The organism is Terriglobales bacterium (assembly GCA_035543055.1).
In the GTDB taxonomy this organism is placed as follows: domain Bacteria; phylum Acidobacteriota; class Terriglobia; order Terriglobales; family Acidobacteriaceae; genus JAIQFD01.
In genome coordinates this window covers 1-17,558 of the sequence record DATKKJ010000226.1, presented here as the reverse complement: position 1 = coordinate 17,558, position 17,558 = coordinate 1, and the positions used below count along the sequence as shown (strand labels likewise).

General features: G+C 64.7%; 16 protein-coding genes. 9 read left to right on the top strand and 7 right to left on the bottom strand.

The window, feature by feature from the left end; genetic code table 11:
• Nucleotides 1–96 precede the first annotated feature (96 nt).
• The 4 genes from trmD to VMS96_14590 all read left to right on the top strand — a co-directional run bounded on the left by trmD (nucleotide 97) and on the right by VMS96_14590 (nucleotide 2,934).
• Nucleotides 97–906 carry a tRNA (guanosine(37)-N1)-methyltransferase TrmD gene (gene trmD / locus VMS96_14605; GenBank protein ID HVP44659.1) on the top strand — a complete coding sequence of 270 codons (810 nt, stop codon included), beginning with the start codon at nucleotides 97–99 and terminating at the stop codon, nucleotides 904–906.
• Nucleotides 907–949: 43 nt separating this feature from the next.
• Nucleotides 950–1,291 (top strand): 50S ribosomal protein L19, encoded by a 342-nt coding sequence (gene rplS, locus VMS96_14600; protein HVP44658.1) that lies wholly within the window; start codon nucleotides 950–952, stop codon nucleotides 1,289–1,291.
• A 139-nt stretch (nucleotides 1,292–1,430) separates the two neighbouring features.
• Nucleotides 1,431–2,174 (top strand): ribonuclease HII, encoded by a 744-nt coding sequence (locus tag VMS96_14595; GenBank protein HVP44657.1) that lies wholly within the window; start codon nucleotides 1,431–1,433, stop codon nucleotides 2,172–2,174.
• Between the two features lie 7 nt (nucleotides 2,175–2,181).
• The gene (locus VMS96_14590) at nucleotides 2,182–2,934 is read left to right on the top strand and encodes a PIG-L family deacetylase (GenBank protein HVP44656.1); all 753 of its coding nucleotides are present in this window, start codon (nucleotides 2,182–2,184) and stop codon (nucleotides 2,932–2,934) included.
• A 78-nt stretch (nucleotides 2,935–3,012) separates the two neighbouring features.
• On the opposite strand, the gene VMS96_14585 is transcribed toward VMS96_14590, so the two are convergent.
• Nucleotides 3,013–4,935: a hypothetical protein gene (locus VMS96_14585; GenBank protein HVP44655.1), complete on the bottom strand. Its 1,923-nt coding sequence runs from the start codon at nucleotides 4,933–4,935 to the stop codon at nucleotides 3,013–3,015.
• 123 nt (nucleotides 4,936–5,058) lie between these two features.
• Complete coding sequence (locus VMS96_14580) at nucleotides 5,059–5,283, bottom strand: hypothetical protein (protein ID HVP44654.1); 225 nt, start codon at nucleotides 5,281–5,283, stop codon at nucleotides 5,059–5,061.
• Nucleotides 5,284–5,478: 195 nt separating this feature from the next.
• Here VMS96_14580 and tmk point away from each other — a divergent pair, with 195 nt between their 5' ends.
• Nucleotides 5,479–6,156: a dTMP kinase gene (gene tmk / locus VMS96_14575; protein HVP44653.1), complete on the top strand. Its 678-nt coding sequence runs from the start codon at nucleotides 5,479–5,481 to the stop codon at nucleotides 6,154–6,156.
• Nucleotides 6,157–6,158: 2 nt separating this feature from the next.
• Nucleotides 6,159–7,250 carry a DNA polymerase III subunit delta' C-terminal domain-containing protein gene (locus VMS96_14570; protein HVP44652.1) on the top strand — a complete coding sequence of 364 codons (1,092 nt, stop codon included), beginning with the start codon at nucleotides 6,159–6,161 and terminating at the stop codon, nucleotides 7,248–7,250.
• Between the two features lie 53 nt (nucleotides 7,251–7,303).
• Here the strand turns inward: VMS96_14570 and VMS96_14565 are convergent, their stop codons facing one another.
• Nucleotides 7,304–11,419 carry a TonB-dependent receptor gene (locus tag VMS96_14565; GenBank protein HVP44651.1) on the bottom strand — a complete coding sequence of 1,372 codons (4,116 nt, stop codon included), beginning with the start codon at nucleotides 11,417–11,419 and terminating at the stop codon, nucleotides 7,304–7,306.
• A 359-nt stretch (nucleotides 11,420–11,778) separates the two neighbouring features.
• On the opposite strand from VMS96_14565, the gene VMS96_14560 reads away from it, so the two are divergent.
• Entirely contained in the window at nucleotides 11,779–12,144 is a 366-nt protein-coding gene (locus VMS96_14560) for an RNA chaperone Hfq (GenBank protein HVP44650.1), read from the top strand.
• Nucleotides 12,145–12,202: 58 nt separating this feature from the next.
• On the opposite strand, the gene VMS96_14555 is transcribed toward VMS96_14560, so the two are convergent.
• Genes VMS96_14555 through dcd form a run of 3 tightly spaced genes read right to left on the bottom strand, consistent with a single transcriptional unit; the run spans nucleotide 12,203 to nucleotide 13,503 of the window.
• Complete coding sequence (locus VMS96_14555) at nucleotides 12,203–12,448, bottom strand: hypothetical protein (protein HVP44649.1); 246 nt, start codon at nucleotides 12,446–12,448, stop codon at nucleotides 12,203–12,205.
• A gap of 6 nt (nucleotides 12,449–12,454) precedes the next feature.
• Complete coding sequence (gene merB / locus VMS96_14550; protein HVP44648.1) at nucleotides 12,455–12,895, bottom strand: organomercurial lyase; 441 nt, start codon at nucleotides 12,893–12,895, stop codon at nucleotides 12,455–12,457.
• 50 nt (nucleotides 12,896–12,945) lie between these two features.
• Nucleotides 12,946–13,503, bottom strand: coding sequence for a dCTP deaminase (gene dcd / locus VMS96_14545; protein ID HVP44647.1), 558 nt, complete (start codon nucleotides 13,501–13,503; stop codon nucleotides 12,946–12,948).
• Nucleotides 13,504–13,881: 378 nt separating this feature from the next.
• Here dcd and VMS96_14540 point away from each other — a divergent pair, with 378 nt between their 5' ends.
• Both VMS96_14540 and VMS96_14535 read left to right on the top strand, forming a co-directional pair.
• Nucleotides 13,882–14,151 carry an HU family DNA-binding protein gene (locus VMS96_14540; GenBank protein HVP44646.1) on the top strand — a complete coding sequence of 90 codons (270 nt, stop codon included), beginning with the start codon at nucleotides 13,882–13,884 and terminating at the stop codon, nucleotides 14,149–14,151.
• Nucleotides 14,152–14,198: 47 nt separating this feature from the next.
• Nucleotides 14,199–15,236, top strand: coding sequence for a site-2 protease family protein (locus VMS96_14535; protein HVP44645.1), 1,038 nt, complete (start codon nucleotides 14,199–14,201; stop codon nucleotides 15,234–15,236).
• On the opposite strand, the gene priA is transcribed toward VMS96_14535, so the two are convergent.
• Nucleotides 15,233–17,558, bottom strand: a 2,326-nt coding sequence (gene priA / locus VMS96_14530; protein HVP44644.1) for a primosomal protein N', incomplete at its 5' end; no start/stop codon positions are given. The two genes, VMS96_14535 and priA, sit on opposite strands and share 4 nt — an antisense overlap.

Genomic DNA, 17,558 nt, shown 5'->3' with positions numbered 1-17,558 from the left:
AGAAGAAAAACGCCAGCAGCGCGGAGATTGAGGAGATTGAGTAGGCACGGGCGTCCCGCCCGTGCAGGCCGAGCAAGGTTCGGCAATGGCTCGCAGATGAAGTTCGAGATTCTGACGATTTTTCCGGACTTTTTCCGCGGGCCGCTGGAACACGGCATCGTGCGCCGGGCGCGCGAAGCCGGGCTCATTGACATCGGAGTGCACGACCTGCGCGCTTTCACCCGCGACAAGCACCGCACCGTGGACGACCGGCCGTTCGGCGGCGGCGAGGGCATGGTCTTCAAGCCCGAGCCCATCTTCGAATGCACGGAGTCGCTGAAGGTCCCGCCCCGTGGCGAGCGGACGAAAGAATCGGTCATCCTGCTCTCGGCCGGCGGCGAGATCTTCCGCCAGAGCGTGGCCGAGGAGCTGGCGGGTTTGGAGCGCATCGTGCTCATCTGCGGCCGCTACGAGGGCGTGGACGAGCGGGTGGCCGAGCATCTGGCCGACCGCGAGCTGTCGGTCGGCGATTTCGTGCTCAGCGGCGGCGAGCTGGGCGCGGCCATCATCGTGGACGCGGTGACGCGGCTCATCCCCGGCGCCCTGGGCAACGAAGCCTCGTCGCAGCAGGAATCGTTCACCAGCTCGTGTGGAACAGCCGCCTCGGCTGTCAGAGCCGACGGCCCGGTGGCGACCTGTGCTTCCGGCGGGCTGCTGGATTACCCGCACTACACCCGTCCCGCGGAATATCGTGGGATGCCGGTGCCGGAGGTGCTGGTGAACGGCAACCACGAGCAGATCCGGCGCTGGCGCCGCCGCAAGGCGCTGGAGAAGACGCTCCGCAACCGTCCCGACCTGCTGGAGCAGGCCGAGTTGAGCGACGAAGACAAAGGTTTGATCGCTTCGATTAGAAGCGGCAAGGATTAGAATTCTGCGGGCCCCGACGCTCCGCAACAGAAGAGGGAAAGCAATGACCACGATCATGGACAAAGTCACCGCCAAGCTGCAGCGTACCGACATCCCCGACATGAAGCCGGGCGACACCGTGCGCGTGCAGGTGAAGATCAAGGAAGGCGACAAGGAGCGTCTGCAGGCATTCGAAGGCACGCTGATCGCCCAGCGCGGCGGCCCCCAGGGCAGCTTCACCGTCCGCAAGATGAGCTTCGGCCACGGTGTGGAGCGCATCTTCCCACGCAACTCCAAGGTCATCGACAAGGTGGAGGTGGTGCGCTCCGGCAAGGTCCGCCGCGCCAAGCTCTTCTACCTGCGCGACCTCCGCGGCAAGGCCGCCCGCCTGCGCGAAGCGGAATAGCTCAGTCGCAAGTCTCAAGTCGCAGGTCGTGAGCTAATGCGCTTGCGACCTGCGCTCTTTTGCGACTTGCGACTCACGACTTGCGACTTTTTCTCCGCCTCCTCCGTGTTCTCTGTGGTTAAATTCCCCTAACCTCATCGTGCCCGCAAAGCTGAAACCCGCCCGGGAGCTCTCCCCGTCCGCCCTCAAGCTGCGCCTGCTCAAGCGCCTGAGATGCACGACGAAGTATGAAAAGCAATTGTGGGCCCAGGGCTCAAGGCTCATTGCTGGTGTTGACGAGGTCGGTCGCGGCTCGCTCTTCGGGCCGGTGGTGGCGGCGGCGGTGATCCTCGATCCCGCCTACCGCATCCGCGGCCTGCGCGACTCGAAATTGCTTCCCGAGAAGGACCGCGACCGCCTGGCGGAGAGGATCCGTGAGCGCGCCCTGGCCATCGCCATCGCCGCCGTGGACGCCGCCCGCATCGACCAGCTCAACATCTACCACGCCTCGCGCCTGGCCATGGTCGAGGCGGTCGCCCAACTCGACCCCCGGCCCGAGCACCTGCTCATCGATGCGCTCCGCATCGACTTCGACTGTCCGCAGACCCCGATCATCCACGGGGACGCGCTCTCGGCCTCCATCGCCGCCGCCAGCATCATCGCCAAGGTGGAGCGCGACCGCATGGTGCGCCAGTGGGACCTGGTCTTCCCCCTCTACGGGCTGTGCACCAACAAGGGCTACTCCACGCCCGCGCATATCAAGGTGCTGCGTGAGCATGGGCCCTCGCCGCTGCATCGCCTGTCGTTCGCTCCCGTCTGGCAAGCTGCGACTCCGCAGACGGTTCTGGAGTTCATGCTGGAAGACGAGGCCGCGCCCGGCGCTGAAACCCTATGCACCCCATGAGGAACGGATGCTTCGTCTGCTCTGCGTGACCGCCCACCCCGACGACGAGGCGGGCGCATTCGGCGGGACTCTCCTGCTCTACGCTTCTCGCGGCGTGGAGACCCACCTGGTCTGCCTGACTTCCGGCCAGGCCGCCACCCACCGCGGCGATGCCCGCGACGACGATGAGCTTGCCGCCATCCGCCGCCGCGAACTCGGCCGCTCCGCCGAGATCCTGCGCCTGACCAGCTGGGAGTGCCTGCACTATCCGGACGGCGCGCTCGACCGCCAGGATTTCTACTCCGTCGTCGGAGAGCTGGTGCGTCGCATTCGCACCATCCGGCCCCATGTGGTGCTCACCATCGGCCCGGAAGGCGCGGTCACCGCCCATCCCGACCATTCCATGGTCTCGGTGTTCACCACCATGGCTTATCAGTGGGCGGCGCGCAGCAATCGTTACACCGACCAGCTCGATCGCGGGCTGCAGCCGCATCGCGCCCAGAAGCTGTACTACGGCGCTTCGCTGTTCACCCTGCCCGGACGTCAACCCATCTCTCCTGCCCCGGTCACTGCGGTCATCGAGGTCGGCCAGGAGTTTGTGGAGAGAAAGATCTCCGCCTTCAAGGCGCACACCTCGCAGGCGCCGCTGGCCCCGATATTTGAGAAGGCGGTGCGCCAGCGGGGCACGCGCGAATCCTTCCACCTGGCTGCGACCACCAGCCCCCGCGAGATCGAGCGCGAGACCGACCTCTTCGCCGGGGTGAAGGACGAAGACGTTTAACCGCAGAGAACGCAGAGTACGCAGAGGCTTCTTAAAATCGGTCTCTCTGCGCTCTCCGCGGTCTCTGCGGTTAAGTCCCTACTGTGGATGTTGGACCAGCGGCTTGATGATCTCCGAGAGCACGTCCGGCTTGCTCTCGTCCCGCACCAGCTTGGGGTACCTCTCCCCGTCGTGATAGTTGACCTGCACGGTGCGGTAGAAGTCGTCGTTCAGCACCAGCAACTCGATCGGCCGGTTGCCACCCTTGGCCGCCTTGATGGCGTCGTGGACCACGTCGCGCGAGAACTTGCGCCCGTTGACCGCCACGACTTTCATGCCCGGCCCGATCCCGGCCTGCGCCGCCGGATATCCCGGGATGACGTCGCGAACGCCGCCCTCCTCAGTCAGTGACATGCCCAGCGAGTAATCCAGGGCGATGACTTTGAAGGTCGACTCTTCAGACTTGAGCATCTCGCCCGGCGTTTCGCTGAACACCAGCTTCCAGCCCCCGTTCTCGATGCCTCCCAGCGGCGCGTTCGACTGGATGGCGTTCACCCGCTCCTGCAGGAATTTCCGCCAGTCGTACGGCGCCACCTGGTTGAGGGTAGTGACCACGTCATCGAAGGTGTAGGGCTTCAGCTCGGCCTGGCCGCTGTTGCCGCCGAAGAACAGCTTGCAGAAGTCGTTGAGCGATTTCTGTCCCTTGGTGAGGTTGCGGATGGTAACGTCGGCGTCCAGCCAGATCAGGTCGCCCTCGGGGTAGAAATCCACGCTGCGGCGCCAGGAGCTCCAGGCCTGGCGCGAGCTGTAGAGGACTTGCGCCGCCACCGCGGTATCTTCCAGCGGACGCCATTTCCGCCCCGCCCGCGCCTGCAAAAAGGCGGCCGTCCCCGCCAGCGATTCCCGGTACTGCTCCGGCGTGTACAGGTTGCTGCGCGCCGTCAGGATGTTTCCCAGATAGGTGGTCAATCCCTCATAGACCCACAGCAATTCGCCCTTCATCGGCTGCTGGTAGTCGGGGGTCGCCAGCCCGGCCGGACGGCGGAACTTGCCGTTCCAGGAGTGGGTGAATTCGTGCGGGAACAGGCCCGCGCCCAGCGTGACCTCAGGCTCGTCCACCAGGTAGCGCTCGCCCAGGCGGTCGTCGCTGGATTCGTGGTGTTCCAGGCCGAAGTGCGCCACGTGCTCGCTCAGGCTGAGCAGGAACTCGTAGTGCCGATAATGCCGGGCGCCATACAGCGCTCCCGTCTCCAGCACCAGATTGGTGTAGCCCTTCTCCAGCTTGGGGACGATGGCCAGGGCTGCCTCGCTGTCGGCAGCGATATCGATCTGGTGACGGATCTTCTCCGCGGGCGCCAGCGGCACCACCCGGTAATACTGCCCCGCGATCACCGGCGAATCCACCAGCGTGTACAGCGATACCGGCGCGAACTCGATGGTTTCACCCTCCTTGGCTACGTCCAATGCCGAGCCGAACTTCCAGCCGGCCGGCAGCTTCAGGCGCGGAGCGACGGTCATGTAGGCGGCCGCCATCCCCTGTGGATACAGGAGCACCGTGTTCCAGCTCACCACCGTCATCTTCTCGGTCGCCGACGCCCCGCCGCTGAAATTGCGCTCTGCGGTCGGCTCCAGATAGTCGAGCGCGACCTCGAGCGTGCTCGCGCCCGGCGGCACTTCCAGATGGATGGCGTACATGTCCACATCATCGCGCCGCCACGCCAGCGTCTTGCCGCCGGCGGTGAACTTCAGTCCGGCCAGGTCCCCGATCGGCCCGTTGGGCATGTGCTCGCCGGGAACCCACTTGGGATAGACGAGGGTGAGCCTTCCGGCGCTTACCGGGATCTCCTCCCGCGCGTGCAGGATCTTGCGCGGCGCTTCTGTGGCATCGACCGTCAGGGTGATCGTGCCGGTCGTCTTCTGCTGGCTGACGGCGGCCTTGCTGTCTTTCCGGGTTGTGGTCTGGGCTTGGGCGCTGAGAGCTAGACAGAGGATTGCAACGAACGCGAGGACAGGTTTAGGCATAGGCGACACAGGGTAAATGAGCGGCAGGAGATACGGCAACAGCAGCGGGGATTTGCAAAGTTCAATCTGTAATCTGCAAAGTTTCGGACCCTCTCTTACTTTACAAATTACCAATTACAAGTCTTACTTTTTCCCGCCGAGCTGCTCCTTGGCCTGGGCCAGCAGCTTGTCGAAGGCCTGCTGCTTGGTCATCTGCTTGCCGCCTTTGTTCTTGCGGTAATTATGCTCGTAGGCGCAGGTGCGGCAGCGGACCTTCTTCACGTCCTCCCCGACCATGGAGACCACCGCGTGGTCGGTCGAGAGCTTGCAATGGGAGCAATAGTCGTCGATGTAATCGCCGAGGCGCATGATGGCCTCCTTATTTCGCCTCCCTGTGTCGTCCCGAGGGAGTGCCGTCAGGTACGACCGAGGGACCTGGCGACTGCTGGCACTCAGCAACGCCGTCCAGCGGAGGGACAGCAGTCCCGACGCCTTCGTGCCCTCTCAGCCGTCGGGGGATAGCGGAGTCTAGCACAGCCCGGATGGTATGATTCCGCCGTGCCGGTGAAGAAGACGCGCGGAAAGTTCATCACCATCGAGGGCCTGGACGGCTGCGGCAAGAGCACGCAACTGGAGCGGCTGGCCGACGTCCTCCGCGCCGGCGGTCTCGACGTCGTGGTCACCCGCGAGCCCGGCGGCACCCCCACCGGCGAAAAGATCCGCCACGTGCTGCTCGACTCCCGCACCGCCAACCTCTCGCCCTGGACTGAGCTGGCCATGATGTTCGCCTCCCGCGCTCAGCACATCCACGAGATCATCCTGCCCGCGCTGAACGCCGGCAAGTGGGTGCTGTGCGACCGCTTCACCGACTCCAGTGAGGCCTACCAGGGCGGCGGGCGCAAGCTGGGCAGCGACCCCGTGCTCCGCCTGCACGAGATCGTTTGCGCCGGTCTTCAGCCCGACCTGACCGTCCTCATGGTCTCCGACGTGGCCCACAGCGTGGCCCGCGCCCGCAAGCGCAACCTGGCCCGCGACCCCGATTCCATCTCTGACGAGAACCGCTTCGAGCAGGAGAACCGCGCCTTCTTCCAGCGCGTCCTCGACAAGTACCTGGAGATCGCCCGGCGCGAGCCCGGCCGCGTCTTCGCCGTGGACGCCAAGCCGCCCGCCGACGTCGTCCACCCGCTGATCGTCGCCGAAGTCCGCCGCCGCCTGCTGGGCAAGACCGCCCGGAGCGCGTAGCCGTGGGTTTCTCCGACTTCCACGGCAACGCGCACGTAGTCACCCAGCTCCGCGAGATGCTGGGGCTTGGGCGCCTGCCTCAGGGCGTGATCCTCGCCGGGCCCGCCGGCGCCGGCAAGTACACCCTGGCGCAGATGATGGCCAAGGCCATGAACTGTCTGGAGCCGCCTAAGGGCAAACTCCCCGATTTCTGCGGCAAGTGCTCCAACTGCGTCCGCATCGCCCAGGCCGACGACCTCGACGTCCGCTTCGCCGAAGCCGTCGAGGCCCGCGACAACCTGCGCGACGCCGACAAGAAGGACACGCGCATCCTCATCCAGACCCACCCCGAAGTGCTCATCATCCCGCCTGACCCGCCGCAGATGCTCATCAAGATCGGGCAGGTGCGCCGCGTCATCGAGACCATCTATTACCGGCCCGGCGACGCCCGCGAGCGCGTGTACATCTTCACCGACTCGGCCTTCATGAAAGAGGCCGCCAACTCCCTGCTTAAGGTGCTGGAAGAGCCGCCGGAATTCGCCTCCCTGTTCCTGCTTACCACCAACCCCGGCGAGCTGCTGCCAACCATCCGCTCCCGCGCCCTCACCTTCACCCTGGGCGCGCTGCCGGCCGCCGAGATCGAGCACGACCTGGCGAAGCGCCGCCCCGAGTGGAACGCCAAGCAGCGGGCGCTGGTGGCGCGCCTGAGTGGCGGCGCCATCGGCCGCGCCCGCAGCTTCGACCTGGCCACCTACATGGCCGCGCGCAAGGACGCGCTCACGCTCCTGACCACCGCCATCGAGGCCAAGGACCACAGTGAGCTCTTCCGCGCCACCGAGACTTACCGCGCCGGGGCCGAGGGCAAGGCCAGGACCGACGACCTCTTGCACACCCTGGCGCTCCTGCTGCAGGACCTTCTTTACCTCGGCTCCGGCGCCAAGGACTTGCTCAGCAATGCGGACATCGCTGGGGAACTGACACGCCTGGCAGAACGAATAGACTTTGCCTGGATCACCGCCGCCGCCCAGGGCCTGGACGAGGTGCATTCCGGCATGCGCCGCAACCTGCTGCGCTCCCTCTCGCTGGACGCTTTTGCAACCTCGCTGGAGCGCTGACCGCGCAAAGAAGAGGCCCTCCGTCGCCGGAGGGCCCTTGGCAAGTCCTGCTCTTACCAGGTGAACCGCGCGGCAAATTGGATCTGCCGCGGGTCATGCGCCGACTTGATCTTGCCGAAATCAGGGTTGATCGACTGCGCGTCCAGGCTCAGCGCGCTGATCGGGTTGTAGTAGTTGTTTTGGTTGGTCAGGTTGAAGAATTCCGCCCGGATGGTCAACATCCGACTCTCGTTGCCGATGGGGAACCCCTTTTGCACCGCGAGGTTCATATTGACGAAGCTCGGGCCTTTGTAGGCGTTGCGTTGCGAGTTCCCGATGCAAGCTGTTCCGGGCGTGCCGGAATACAGAGTATCGCCGCTTGCCGGCACGGCAAACGGATTGGCGTTCGGATTGGTGAGGCAAGCCACGGACGCTAGCTCCAGGTTATTCGGCAGGATGGCCGTCGGAGTGGTGTAGCTGGTGATCACCTGGCCGTTGACGTTCACCCGCTGATCGATCTCGCCGGACGCCGGTCCCGCGAAGATGGTGAACGGCTGTCCGGACTGTGCCGTGAAAATGCCGCTCACTTGCCAGTAATCCAGCCACTTGGATTTCCTGAACGAGGGTATGTTCCAAACGTAGTCCAAGACCAGCCGATTGGTCGAATTGAAGTCCGATTTGCCCTTGTCGTTGATCAGGAAATTCGTCCCCATCGGATCCTGGGCGATCAGGTAGGGTGAGGTGATCACCTGCCCGGCGCCGGTCGTGGTCAGGGCTGGACTCTCGATCACCGCCGCACCGCCCGCCGGCACCCCCGCCGGGCAGGCGAAGAAGAAGGACCCGAAGATGTTGCAGAAACCGCGCGGGTCACCCGTCCCCGAGATCTGGAAGCCCAGCGTCTGGTTGATCATCGTGGCCGGGATCAGCGGGAACGTCGCCCCTGACGCGTTGTCGATGCCCTTCGACCAGCTGTAAGCGGCGTTGAGCTTGAGCCCATGCCAATCGGATGCCCGGAGCCTCACCATCATCGAGTGATACGCCGATCCGCCCCGGTTGGTCATGGTATACGCCGGGAAGTTATGGATGGTGTCGCAATCGGGCGCGCTGAAGGTGCAGAAGAACTCGTTCGCAAATCCTTGGTTGTACACCACCGGCAGGTGCCTCGCTGAAGTGCCCACGTAGCCGAGTTCGAACGCGAGCTTCCCGCTGAGGGACTGCTGCCAGGTCAGGTTCATCTGCCGTGACATCGGCGTTTCGGAGTGCGCAGGGTCCATCGCATAGATCGCGAAGGGGCTGCTGGCGGAGACGAACTGTGAAGTGTTGCAATTGAAGCGAAGAGTACAGAGTGGGGTGACCGCATCGATGGTCGCCGGGTTCAGCATGGTATTGCCCAGACCGCATTGGGCGATGAAGCTGAAGGCGAAGGGATCGCAGGCGTTGAACCCGCCCACGAAGAACGGGAAGCCGAAATTCTGGCCATACATCGCTTGCGGGTTGCTCTGGTTCAGCGGCGTGGGACGGTTGAACATCAGTTGCGAAACGTAGCTGACCGGGAGCTGGTCGTAATAAAGTCCGATTCCGCCGCGGATAACGGTCTTCCCGTTGCCGAATACGTCCCACGCAAACCCTGCCCGTGGGGCGACGTTGTTCTTGTCCGTCCGTATGTACTCCGGGTTTCCGGTGGAATTGCAGGTCCACGGGTTGAACCCGTTGGTGAAGAAGGAGAAGTTGGCCGGGTACGTGGCGCTATAGGGGACGAATGGAGCACACGCATCCCCGAACGGATTCACCACGTCGGTATGCCCTTGCTGCACCAACCCGTTGGCCGCCGGGTCAAAGTTCCAGAGGTTCTGCCCGTCGGCTTCCGGAGGAGAAAAGTACTCGTACCGCAGACCCAGGTTGATGGTGAATCGCGGGTGCAGGCGGATGGTGTCCTGCACGAACCCCGCGAACGCCTGCGACGTCAGCACCACCGCATAGGGGTCCTGCTGGCGCAGCGCGTAATCGAAGGACGGACCCACAAAAGCCTGTGGAATGAATCCGCCAAAGAAACCGGAACAGCTCTCATTACAGGTCTCGCTGTCGCTGGTGAACTCCCCGATATTGCCCGATACCGCGTAGCCACGGGAAAAAGCAGCATTCATGAAGCGGTTGCCCAGGCGGCGATACTCCCCGCCGAACCGCAATGAGTGCTTGCCGTGCGACCACGACAGGTTGTCGGCGGCCATCCAGGTCTGGTCGCGCCTCTGGCTGGGAGCATTCAGCGGCGCCCCCATGCGCGCCATGGGAAACAGGCCGTCCAGGGTGGGGAGCATGGGGGACGACGAGAACGGGAAGAATATCGCCGTCGGCCAGAACTCGCCCCATCCGGCGAACGCCCCGTTCGAGATACAGAATCCGCAGAAGAACGCATTGACCGCGCCGCTGTACTGGGTGTCGAGGCCGCTGAGCAGGAAGGTCATCATCTGCCTGGTCGGCAGCCCAATCGTAGTCGCATCGAAGCTCGCGTCCTGCGCCGTTTCGTCGATCCGGAACTGGGTGAAGGAGACACGGGCCTCGTTCACCAGGCGGGGGGAGAAGTTGTGGCTGAAGCTCACCGTGGCGCTATGGTTCGAGGCGTCGCGGAATGCCCCATTGCCCGGGTAGTTCGACTGTTCCGGAAGGCTGTCATCGTGCAACTGATTCAGCTTCTGCAGGACGTAGCGGAACGTCCAGCTCGACGAGCTGCTCTGGACCCAATCCATGCGTCCCACGAAGTTGTGCACGTGCGTGTAATTGGGGGCCTCGCCCTGGTAGAACTCCAGGGCGTCGGGCACCGCCCCATCGGCCGCGCTGGTGATGTTGGCGGCCGGATACAGGCTGAGGACGTTTTGCGCCATCACGAAGTTCGGGTCGTTGGACGCGAAATTGAGCGGGAAGAAGGAGGCGCCCCGCGCGCCGAGCGGGTCGTACTGCCTGTCGAATGAACTCGGGACGCGCTCCAGGATGGGATTCGAATTGTCGATCCGCGTCCCTTCGTAGCTGCCGAAGACGAACAGCTTGTCCTTGACGATGGCCATGCCGGCGTTGCCGCCGAACTGCTTGGAGTCGAAAGGCGCTTTGAACTGGTTGTGCTTGGAAAGGAGCAGGGCGGGGTCGAAGCGGTCGTTCGCCCCGTTTCCGCCGAACCCGCCCAGACCGCTCGCGCAGAACGCGGAGGTGGCGACACCGATCGAATTGGTACAGTACCCGAAGGATTCCGCTGTGGCGACGTACTGGTTATACGTGGTCGGGGCCATTAGACCGAAGCCCCCCGCAACTGGCGCCGCATTGGTCGGGCCCGCGTAGCTCGCGGCCTTGTCGAACGTCGTCCCGTTGTACACCGACAGCGGGCTGCTGGCGTTCAGCGCGTCGTTCCCGAAGTAGCCGAAAACGCTCCCGTGGAAGTTGTTGCCGGCGCGCCGGGTCACCACGTTGACCACCCCGCCCAGGTTCCTGCCGTACTCCGCCGACGCGGTCGAGGACGTGACGCGGAACTCCTGCACCGAGTCGTTCAACTGGAAGGGGATGGCCTGGTTGCTGCTGGAGGCGACGTTGTCCGCGCCATCGAGCAGGAAGTTGTTGCTGCTGGGCCGCGACCCCGCGATGCTGAACGACCCGCCGCGCAGGGGGCTGTTCGCCTCCGGCTCGTGCACGTTGGGAGTCAGCAGTCCCAGCACCAGGAAGTTGCGGTTGTACAACGGCAGTGACCGCAGCTGGTCACCGGTGATCACGCCGCTGACCGAGGTGCTCACGGTCTCATTGGTGACCGCCCGCGCGCTCTCCACGACCTTGGGGCGCCCCGCCGGAGCCGCCCCCGCGGCCACCTCGGCCTTCTCCGACAGCGGCGGCAGGATGACCCGCTCATCGCCCACGTTGATGCTGATGTTGGTGCGGACATCGATCTCCTTGCCACTCTTGACGGCGCGGATGCGGTAGGCATCGGCCGGCGGCACCTCGGCAAAGTTGTACGTCCCATCGGTGCCGGTCACGGCGGTCCGGGAGATGCCCAGGGCGGGGTTATCCAGGATCACCGAAACCCCGGGCGCCGGGTTGCCGGCGGCATCGTACACGGTCCCGTAGACCGTGGCATTCTGGGTGGCGGCGAAAACGGTGGAGCAAAGGAAAGCAGCGGTGAACAGCGTGCAGATAACGACCCCGGTGAGCTTCATACGAACTCCGATCCTGAACAGCGATGGTTGCATACATTCGTCAACAGCGCGCGTGTGGGGGCTGGGGCTCTTAATACCACTTCTTACCGGGAACAGCAATTCGGAAATGAGATATGAGGGTTTCCCCTTTTGTTCCGTGGGCGGCCTGGAATCCGCTCCTGGGGTCGAGATTGTCATCGCCCCGTCGCTGTGATACGGTATTGCCAAGTTTAGCCCGCATCACATCGCCTGGGGTCATTTCCTGGTTACTGATTGGGTAAGAGGTGTCCGTGTCGCGCACAGCAAGTTCGCCCGCACAGGAACCGGAAGCGCAGCCATCGTCCCCAGCCCCGGCGGAGCATGAAAGCGAGAGGAACGAGATGGAATCGACGGCCGTCCGGCGCGCTCCCGAAAGCGATGAGTTCGCCAACCGCAAGCTGATCCGCCCCAGCCTGGCGCGCCACGAGGGCAACGGCGCCCCGCCCATGAGCCGCCGCGAGCGCCCGTCCCGTAAGCCTGCACCCGCCGAGCAGACCCACGCCGAGAATTTCTATTACCAGAAGCAGATGCAGTCCCGGACCCCGATGGTCATCGTGCTCAAGGACGGCGAAGAGGTCCACGGCATCATCGAGTGGTACGACAAGAACTGCATCAAGGTGACGCGCAACGGCAGCTCCAACCTGCTCATCTACAAGCCGTCGATCAAGTACATGTACAAGGAAGGCGAGGGCGCCGCACGCAAGTGATTAGGGGTTGTTCCGATCTTGAGAGCCTCCCGAAGGGGAGGCTCCTTGTATTTGGGAATCACGGAGCAGTGGCGGAGCCGAACTGGTCGGCGCTCGGGTCCCAGAAGTCCCCGGCCAGGCCCAGGCGCGCGAAGATGGCGCGCATCTCCGCAGGCGCGGGGCGGCGCGAGCCGGGTTGAAGGCGCGTCGCGTACCACTCGCGGGCGAGGACCCAAAGCCGGTCGATGCTTACCAGCGGCCGCAGCGGGACATCCTTGCTGCGGCACCATTCCTGCACCCGCTCCTCCGACCGGAAGAACAACATGGTGCTTCAGGTGAAGACGATATCGTCCCACCAGTGCGCGGCGGGTACCAGGCAGTGAAACAGCCAGTCGGAGGGGGCCGGGCCCTCCAGCCCGACTGGCAGCGCCATTGGTTCCAGGGACTGCTCGCAGCGCGAGCGGACGGTCGCCGGTTTGTGCAGGGCGGCGGGGATACCGAGCGCGTCCCAGGCGCAGTTGGCGAAGTACGACACGCCGCCCGCCTCGACCACATGCTGGGTGGACACGCCCGAAAACGGCGGCGCCATGCGGATCGAAGTCCCGTCCGGTTCCAAGACGAGGACCCGCTGGGTGTGAAGCCGGGTGTACACAGCCGGCACATCGGCGGCAGGTATGCCGATCTGCTTCGCCACCTCCGCCGGTGAGGGGCGCTTGCCCGTCTCGGCAAAGTGGCGGTAGACCGCCAGCTTGACCTGCAGATCGAAGTCCATCACGTATAGACCGGGTCCCGCGATTCGTCAGCGGCGGGTGCCGCTCGCCGTCACAGCTTCGGCAGGACGATGCCCTTCTGCGCCTGATACTTGCCGTTGCGGTCCTTGTAGCTGGTCTCGCACATCTCGTCGGACTGGAAGAACAGGATCTGGCACAGCCCTTCGTTGGCGTAGATCTTGGCCGGCAGGGGCGTGGTGTTGGAGATCTCCAGGGTGACGAAGCCCTCCCACTCCGGCTCGAACGGGGTGACGTTCACGATGATGCCGCAGCGGGCGTAAGTGCTCTTGCCCACGCAGATGGTCAGGATGTCGCGCGGGATCTTGAAATACTCGATGGAGCGCGCTAGGGCGAAGGAGTTGGGCGGGATGATGGCGCAATCCGAGCGCACGGTCACGAACGAGCGCTCGTCGAAGGCCTTGGGGTCCACGATGGTGCAGTTCACGTTGGTGAAGATCTTGAACTCGTCGGCCACCCGCAGGTCGTAGCCATAGCTAGAGACCCCGTAGCTGATCACGCCCGTGCTCATCTGCTTCTCGGAGAAAGGGTTGATCATGTCGTGTTCCAGGGCCATCTTGCGGATCCAGCGGTCGCTCTTGATGCCTCCCATGGTCCCCCTTGAAGCCTGCGATGTGATGACGCTGCTCGGTGCCGACATTATCCTCCCCCACTGCTCCGCGCGTGCGGCCGCGGCCCGGCCGCCCGACAAGAATCTACGGATTGTTGCTTGTAAGCCTTTGATGCGGCAAGGCTAGGCGCGATTCTACCTGTGCAGAACCTGTGGATTCCGCAAAAACCTGTGGACAACGGGAGGCGGTGTCATCCCGAACGCCTTTAGGCGTGAGGGATCTGCTTCTGCCTACGGGAAAAGCAGGTCCCTCAGGGCTAAAGCCCTTCGGGATGACACTCTGGATGAGGATTTGACTTCGCCAGCTAAACTCCGTAGTATCCGTACTTTACAGCTACTCTAACCTCTCGGGAGCCGCTTGTGATCAAGCTCGACATCATCAATGAAGTCGTGAACAAGACCGGCATCACCAAAACCAAGGCTGAGTTGGCGGTCGAGACCGTCTTCGAAAGCATGAAGAAAGCCCTCAGCACCGGCGACCGCATCGAGTTGCGCGGCTTTGGCGTGTTCAACGTGCGTCCGCGCAAGACCGGCATCGGACGCAACCCGCGCACCGGCGCCGAAGTCAACATCCCGCCCGGCAAGGCGGTGCGCTTCAAGCCGGGGAAGGAACTGCAGTCCATCGACTAGGTTCGGCCTGACTCGCACACGTCCGCCGCACCCGAACGTCGTCTCCCATGTCTGAGCCGAACCCGCTCTCCCCGCCGGAACCGCCTCTGCAGTCCACTTATGAGTTCTATCGTCCGCTAGAAGTGTTCGTCGCCCAGCCGCCACCGCAGCGCTACTGGCTGCACGCCCTGCTCTTCCTGCTGACCGTCTTTACCACGCTGGTGGTCGGGGCGCGCCTGGAATACAACTTTCACGCCAACCTGCCGGCGTTTCCTCCCATCTCCGACGACGCCACCTGGGGGCAGGTGCTGCTGTGGTGGTTCCCGGTGCGCTGGGTGCTGGCCGAGCCGTCGCGCCTGCTCATGGGTGTCCCCTTCTCGGCGACCCTGTTGCTCATCCTCTTCTGCCACGAAATGGGGCACTATCTCTACTGCGTCCGCTACCGCGTGCACGCCACCCTGCCCTTCTTCATCCCGGCGCCGACCCTGATCGGGACCCTGGGGGCGGTGATCCGCATCAAGTCGCCCATCCGCAACCGCACCCACCTGTTCGATATCGGTATCGCCGGTCCCATCGCCGGATTCGTGGTGGCGCTCGTCGCACTGGCGGCCTCTCTGTTGCTCTCTAAGAGGATGCCTGTCGGGGCGGCCTCGGCTCTTCCTTTGGGGTATCCAGCGATCTTCCACCTCGTGCAGGACGCGCTAAGGGCCTTGGGCAGCCATGCAGACGTGGCGCGTGTTCCCATCGAGGCGCTTTACCTGCATCCGACCGCGTTGGCGGCCTGGGTCGGGATGTTCGCCACCTCGCTCAACCTGCTGCCCGGGGGACAACTGGACGGCGGCCACATCGTGTACGCGGTAAGACCACAGTGGCACCGCTGGATCTCGCTCCTTACCGTGCTGGTGTTGGTTTATATGACCCGATACTGGTCCGGGTGGGGCCTATGGTCGCTGATTCTGCTGATGACCGCCAGACATCCTCATGTCCAGCGCGAACCGACTCTCTCGCCCGGGCGATACGCACTGGCCGTGCTCGGCCTGGTGATGTTCCTGCTGACCTTCATCCCGGCCCCGTTCCCGGGCAACGACCTGAGCAGCCTGCGCTAGAGCAGCGAGAGCGCGTCCACATCCACAATGACGTTGGTCCTCGGCACCCGGTGCCCGGACGCGTGCTCCAGCATGGCGCGCAGGGCTCCGTTGAGCTTCTGCCGCGACGCCGACTTCAGCACGAAATGAAAGCGGTAGTCGCGCTTGAGGCGGACGATGGGCGCCGCCGCCGGACCCAGCACGCGGATGCCTTCCAGGCGCGTCTTGTGGAACCACTGCCCCAGCAGTCCGGACCAGCGCAGCGCTTCCTCCAGCTTGTCGCTGCGCACCAGCACGTTGGCCAGCGCGCTGAATGGCGGATAGTGCATCCACCTGCGATAGCGCAGCTCCTTCTCCTGGAAGCCGCCGTAATCGTGGTTGGCGGCGAACTGGATGGCATAGTGATCGGGGAACCAGGTCTGCAGCACGACTTTGCCCGGGGTCTGGCCGCGTCCGGCGCGGCCCGCGACCTGGGTCAGCAATTGGAATGTCCGCTCGGCGGCGCGGAAGTCCGGGAAGCCGAGCGCGAAGTCGGCGCCCACCACGCCCACCAGGGTCACGCCGTGGATGTCGTGTCCTTTGGCGATCATCTGTGTGCCCACCAGCAGGTCGAGCTCGCCGGCGTGCAGCGCATTGAGCACGCGCTCGAAGTCGCCGCGTCCGCGGACGGTGTCGCGGTCTAACCGCCCGACGCGCGCGGTGGGAAAGGCGCCGTGCAGCAGGTCTTCGAGCTTCTCCGACCCGGCGCCCAGGAAGTAGACGTATTCGCTGCCACACTTCGGGCACTTCTGCGGGACGCGCTCGCGGTATCCGCAGTAATGGCACATGAGTTTCTGCTCGCGCTTGTGGTGGGTGAGAGCGATGGCGCAGTTGCGGCACTGCACGGTTTGGCCGCAGGCGCGGCAGAGCACCACCGCCGAGTAGCCGCGGCGGTTCATCAGGATCATGGCCTGCTCGCCCCGCGCCAGGCGCTGGTTGATCTCTTCCACCAGCCGCCGCGAGAAGACGTGCTCCTCGCCGGTCTGCTGGAATTCGACGCGCATGTCCACCAGCTCGACCTCGGGGAGCGGGCGCTGCTCGACCCGCTGCTGCAGCTCGATCAGGCCGTACTTGCCGCTGCTGGCGTTGAGGAACGATTCCAGCGACGGCGTCGCCGAGCCCAGCACCACCGCGGCCCGGGCCAGTTTGCCGCGCATGACCGCCACGTCGCGCCCGTGGTAGCGCGGCGTCTCTTCCTGCTTGTACGACGTGTCGTGCTCCTCGTCCACCACGATCAGCGCCAGGCCGGTCACCGGCGCGAACACCGCCGAGCGCGTGCCCACCACGATCTTCGCCTCTCCGCGGCGGATACGATGCCACTGCTGCGCCCGCTCGCCGTCGGAGAGCGCCGAATGCAGCACCGCCACTTGCTCGCCGAAGACCTGGTAGAGATTTGCTGCGGCCGCCGGCGTCAGGCCGATCTCGGGAACCAGCAGGATGGCGGAGCGCCCGCCGGCCAGCACCTGCTGCATCGCCGCCAGATACACGGCGGTCTTGCCCGAGCCGGTGACCCCATGCAGCAGCGTGACCGAAAAGCTGCGTGCCTCCACCGCTTTCTCGATCTGCTCCAGCGCGCCGCGCTGCTCCCGGTTGAGGTCGAAATCCGAGGCGTGCGGGCGAACGGTCGAGACGTTGAACTCTTCGGCCTCCTCCACCATGCTGACCATACCGCGCCGCACCAGCGTGCCCAGCGTGCTCTCGGGGACGTCAAGGGTGCGCAGCGTTTCCAGGCGGGCGCGTCCGCCGCTGGCGGCCAGCGTCTCCACGATCCGCCGCTGGTTGTCGTTGAGCTTGCCCTCGACCTGTTGCAGGACGGCGACACGCACCGTAGGTGTGGCATCCTCAGCGCTCGATACGTCTTCCGCTTCGATCCATTTGCGCCGCAGCAGGCGCGCCAGCACGGCGCGATTGACCTTATTCGCCGATCGCACGGTCTCTTCCCGCGCGGAGTCGCGCTGAGCCAGATAATCCAGCACCCGGAATTCGGCGAGGGTGTCCTCTTCGCTCTTGCGCGAGCGCGCGCCCTTCTCGGCCGACTCGTGGAGCGCGGCCCGGCCCTGGCTGGTGATGCGCAGTGACCGCGCCCGGCGGAATTCCCCGCCCAGCGGCAGCATGGTCCGGAACACCTCGCCCAACGGCGCGATGTAGTACTGGGCGATCCATTCGGCGAGCCGGCGGAGTTCGCCGTCGAGGACCGGCTGGTGGTCGAGGACCTGGATGACCTTCCTAGTCGCGACCGAGGGCTTGGTGTCGTGCAGGGCCGTGACTACGCCGGAAAGCCGCAGGTTGCGGAACGGCACCAGC

What these genes read in the sequence shown, in the direction of transcription:
- trmD (HVP44659.1), top strand. Translation starts at nt 97, where the DNA reads ATGAAGTTCGAGATTCTGACGATTTTTCCGGACTTTTTCCGCGGGCCG.
- rplS (HVP44658.1), top strand. Translation starts at nt 950, where the DNA reads ATGACCACGATCATGGACAAAGTCACCGCCAAGCTGCAGCGTACCGAC.
- VMS96_14590 (HVP44656.1), top strand. Translation starts at nt 2,182, where the DNA reads ATGCTTCGTCTGCTCTGCGTGACCGCCCACCCCGACGACGAGGCGGGC.
- VMS96_14585 (HVP44655.1), bottom strand. Translation starts at nt 4,935, where the DNA reads ATGCCTAAACCTGTCCTCGCGTTCGTTGCAATCCTCTGTCTAGCTCTC.
- VMS96_14580 (HVP44654.1), bottom strand. Translation starts at nt 5,283, where the DNA reads ATGCGCCTCGGCGATTACATCGACGACTATTGCTCCCATTGCAAGCTC.
- VMS96_14565 (HVP44651.1), bottom strand. Translation starts at nt 11,419, where the DNA reads ATGAAGCTCACCGGGGTCGTTATCTGCACGCTGTTCACCGCTGCTTTC.
- VMS96_14560 (HVP44650.1), top strand. Translation starts at nt 11,779, where the DNA reads ATGGAATCGACGGCCGTCCGGCGCGCTCCCGAAAGCGATGAGTTCGCC.
- VMS96_14555 (HVP44649.1), bottom strand. Translation starts at nt 12,448, where the DNA reads ATGTTGTTCTTCCGGTCGGAGGAGCGGGTGCAGGAATGGTGCCGCAGC.
- merB (HVP44648.1), bottom strand. Translation starts at nt 12,895, where the DNA reads ATGGACTTCGATCTGCAGGTCAAGCTGGCGGTCTACCGCCACTTTGCC.
- dcd (HVP44647.1), bottom strand. Translation starts at nt 13,503, where the DNA reads ATGGGAGGCATCAAGAGCGACCGCTGGATCCGCAAGATGGCCCTGGAA.
- VMS96_14535 (HVP44645.1), top strand. Translation starts at nt 14,199, where the DNA reads ATGTCTGAGCCGAACCCGCTCTCCCCGCCGGAACCGCCTCTGCAGTCC.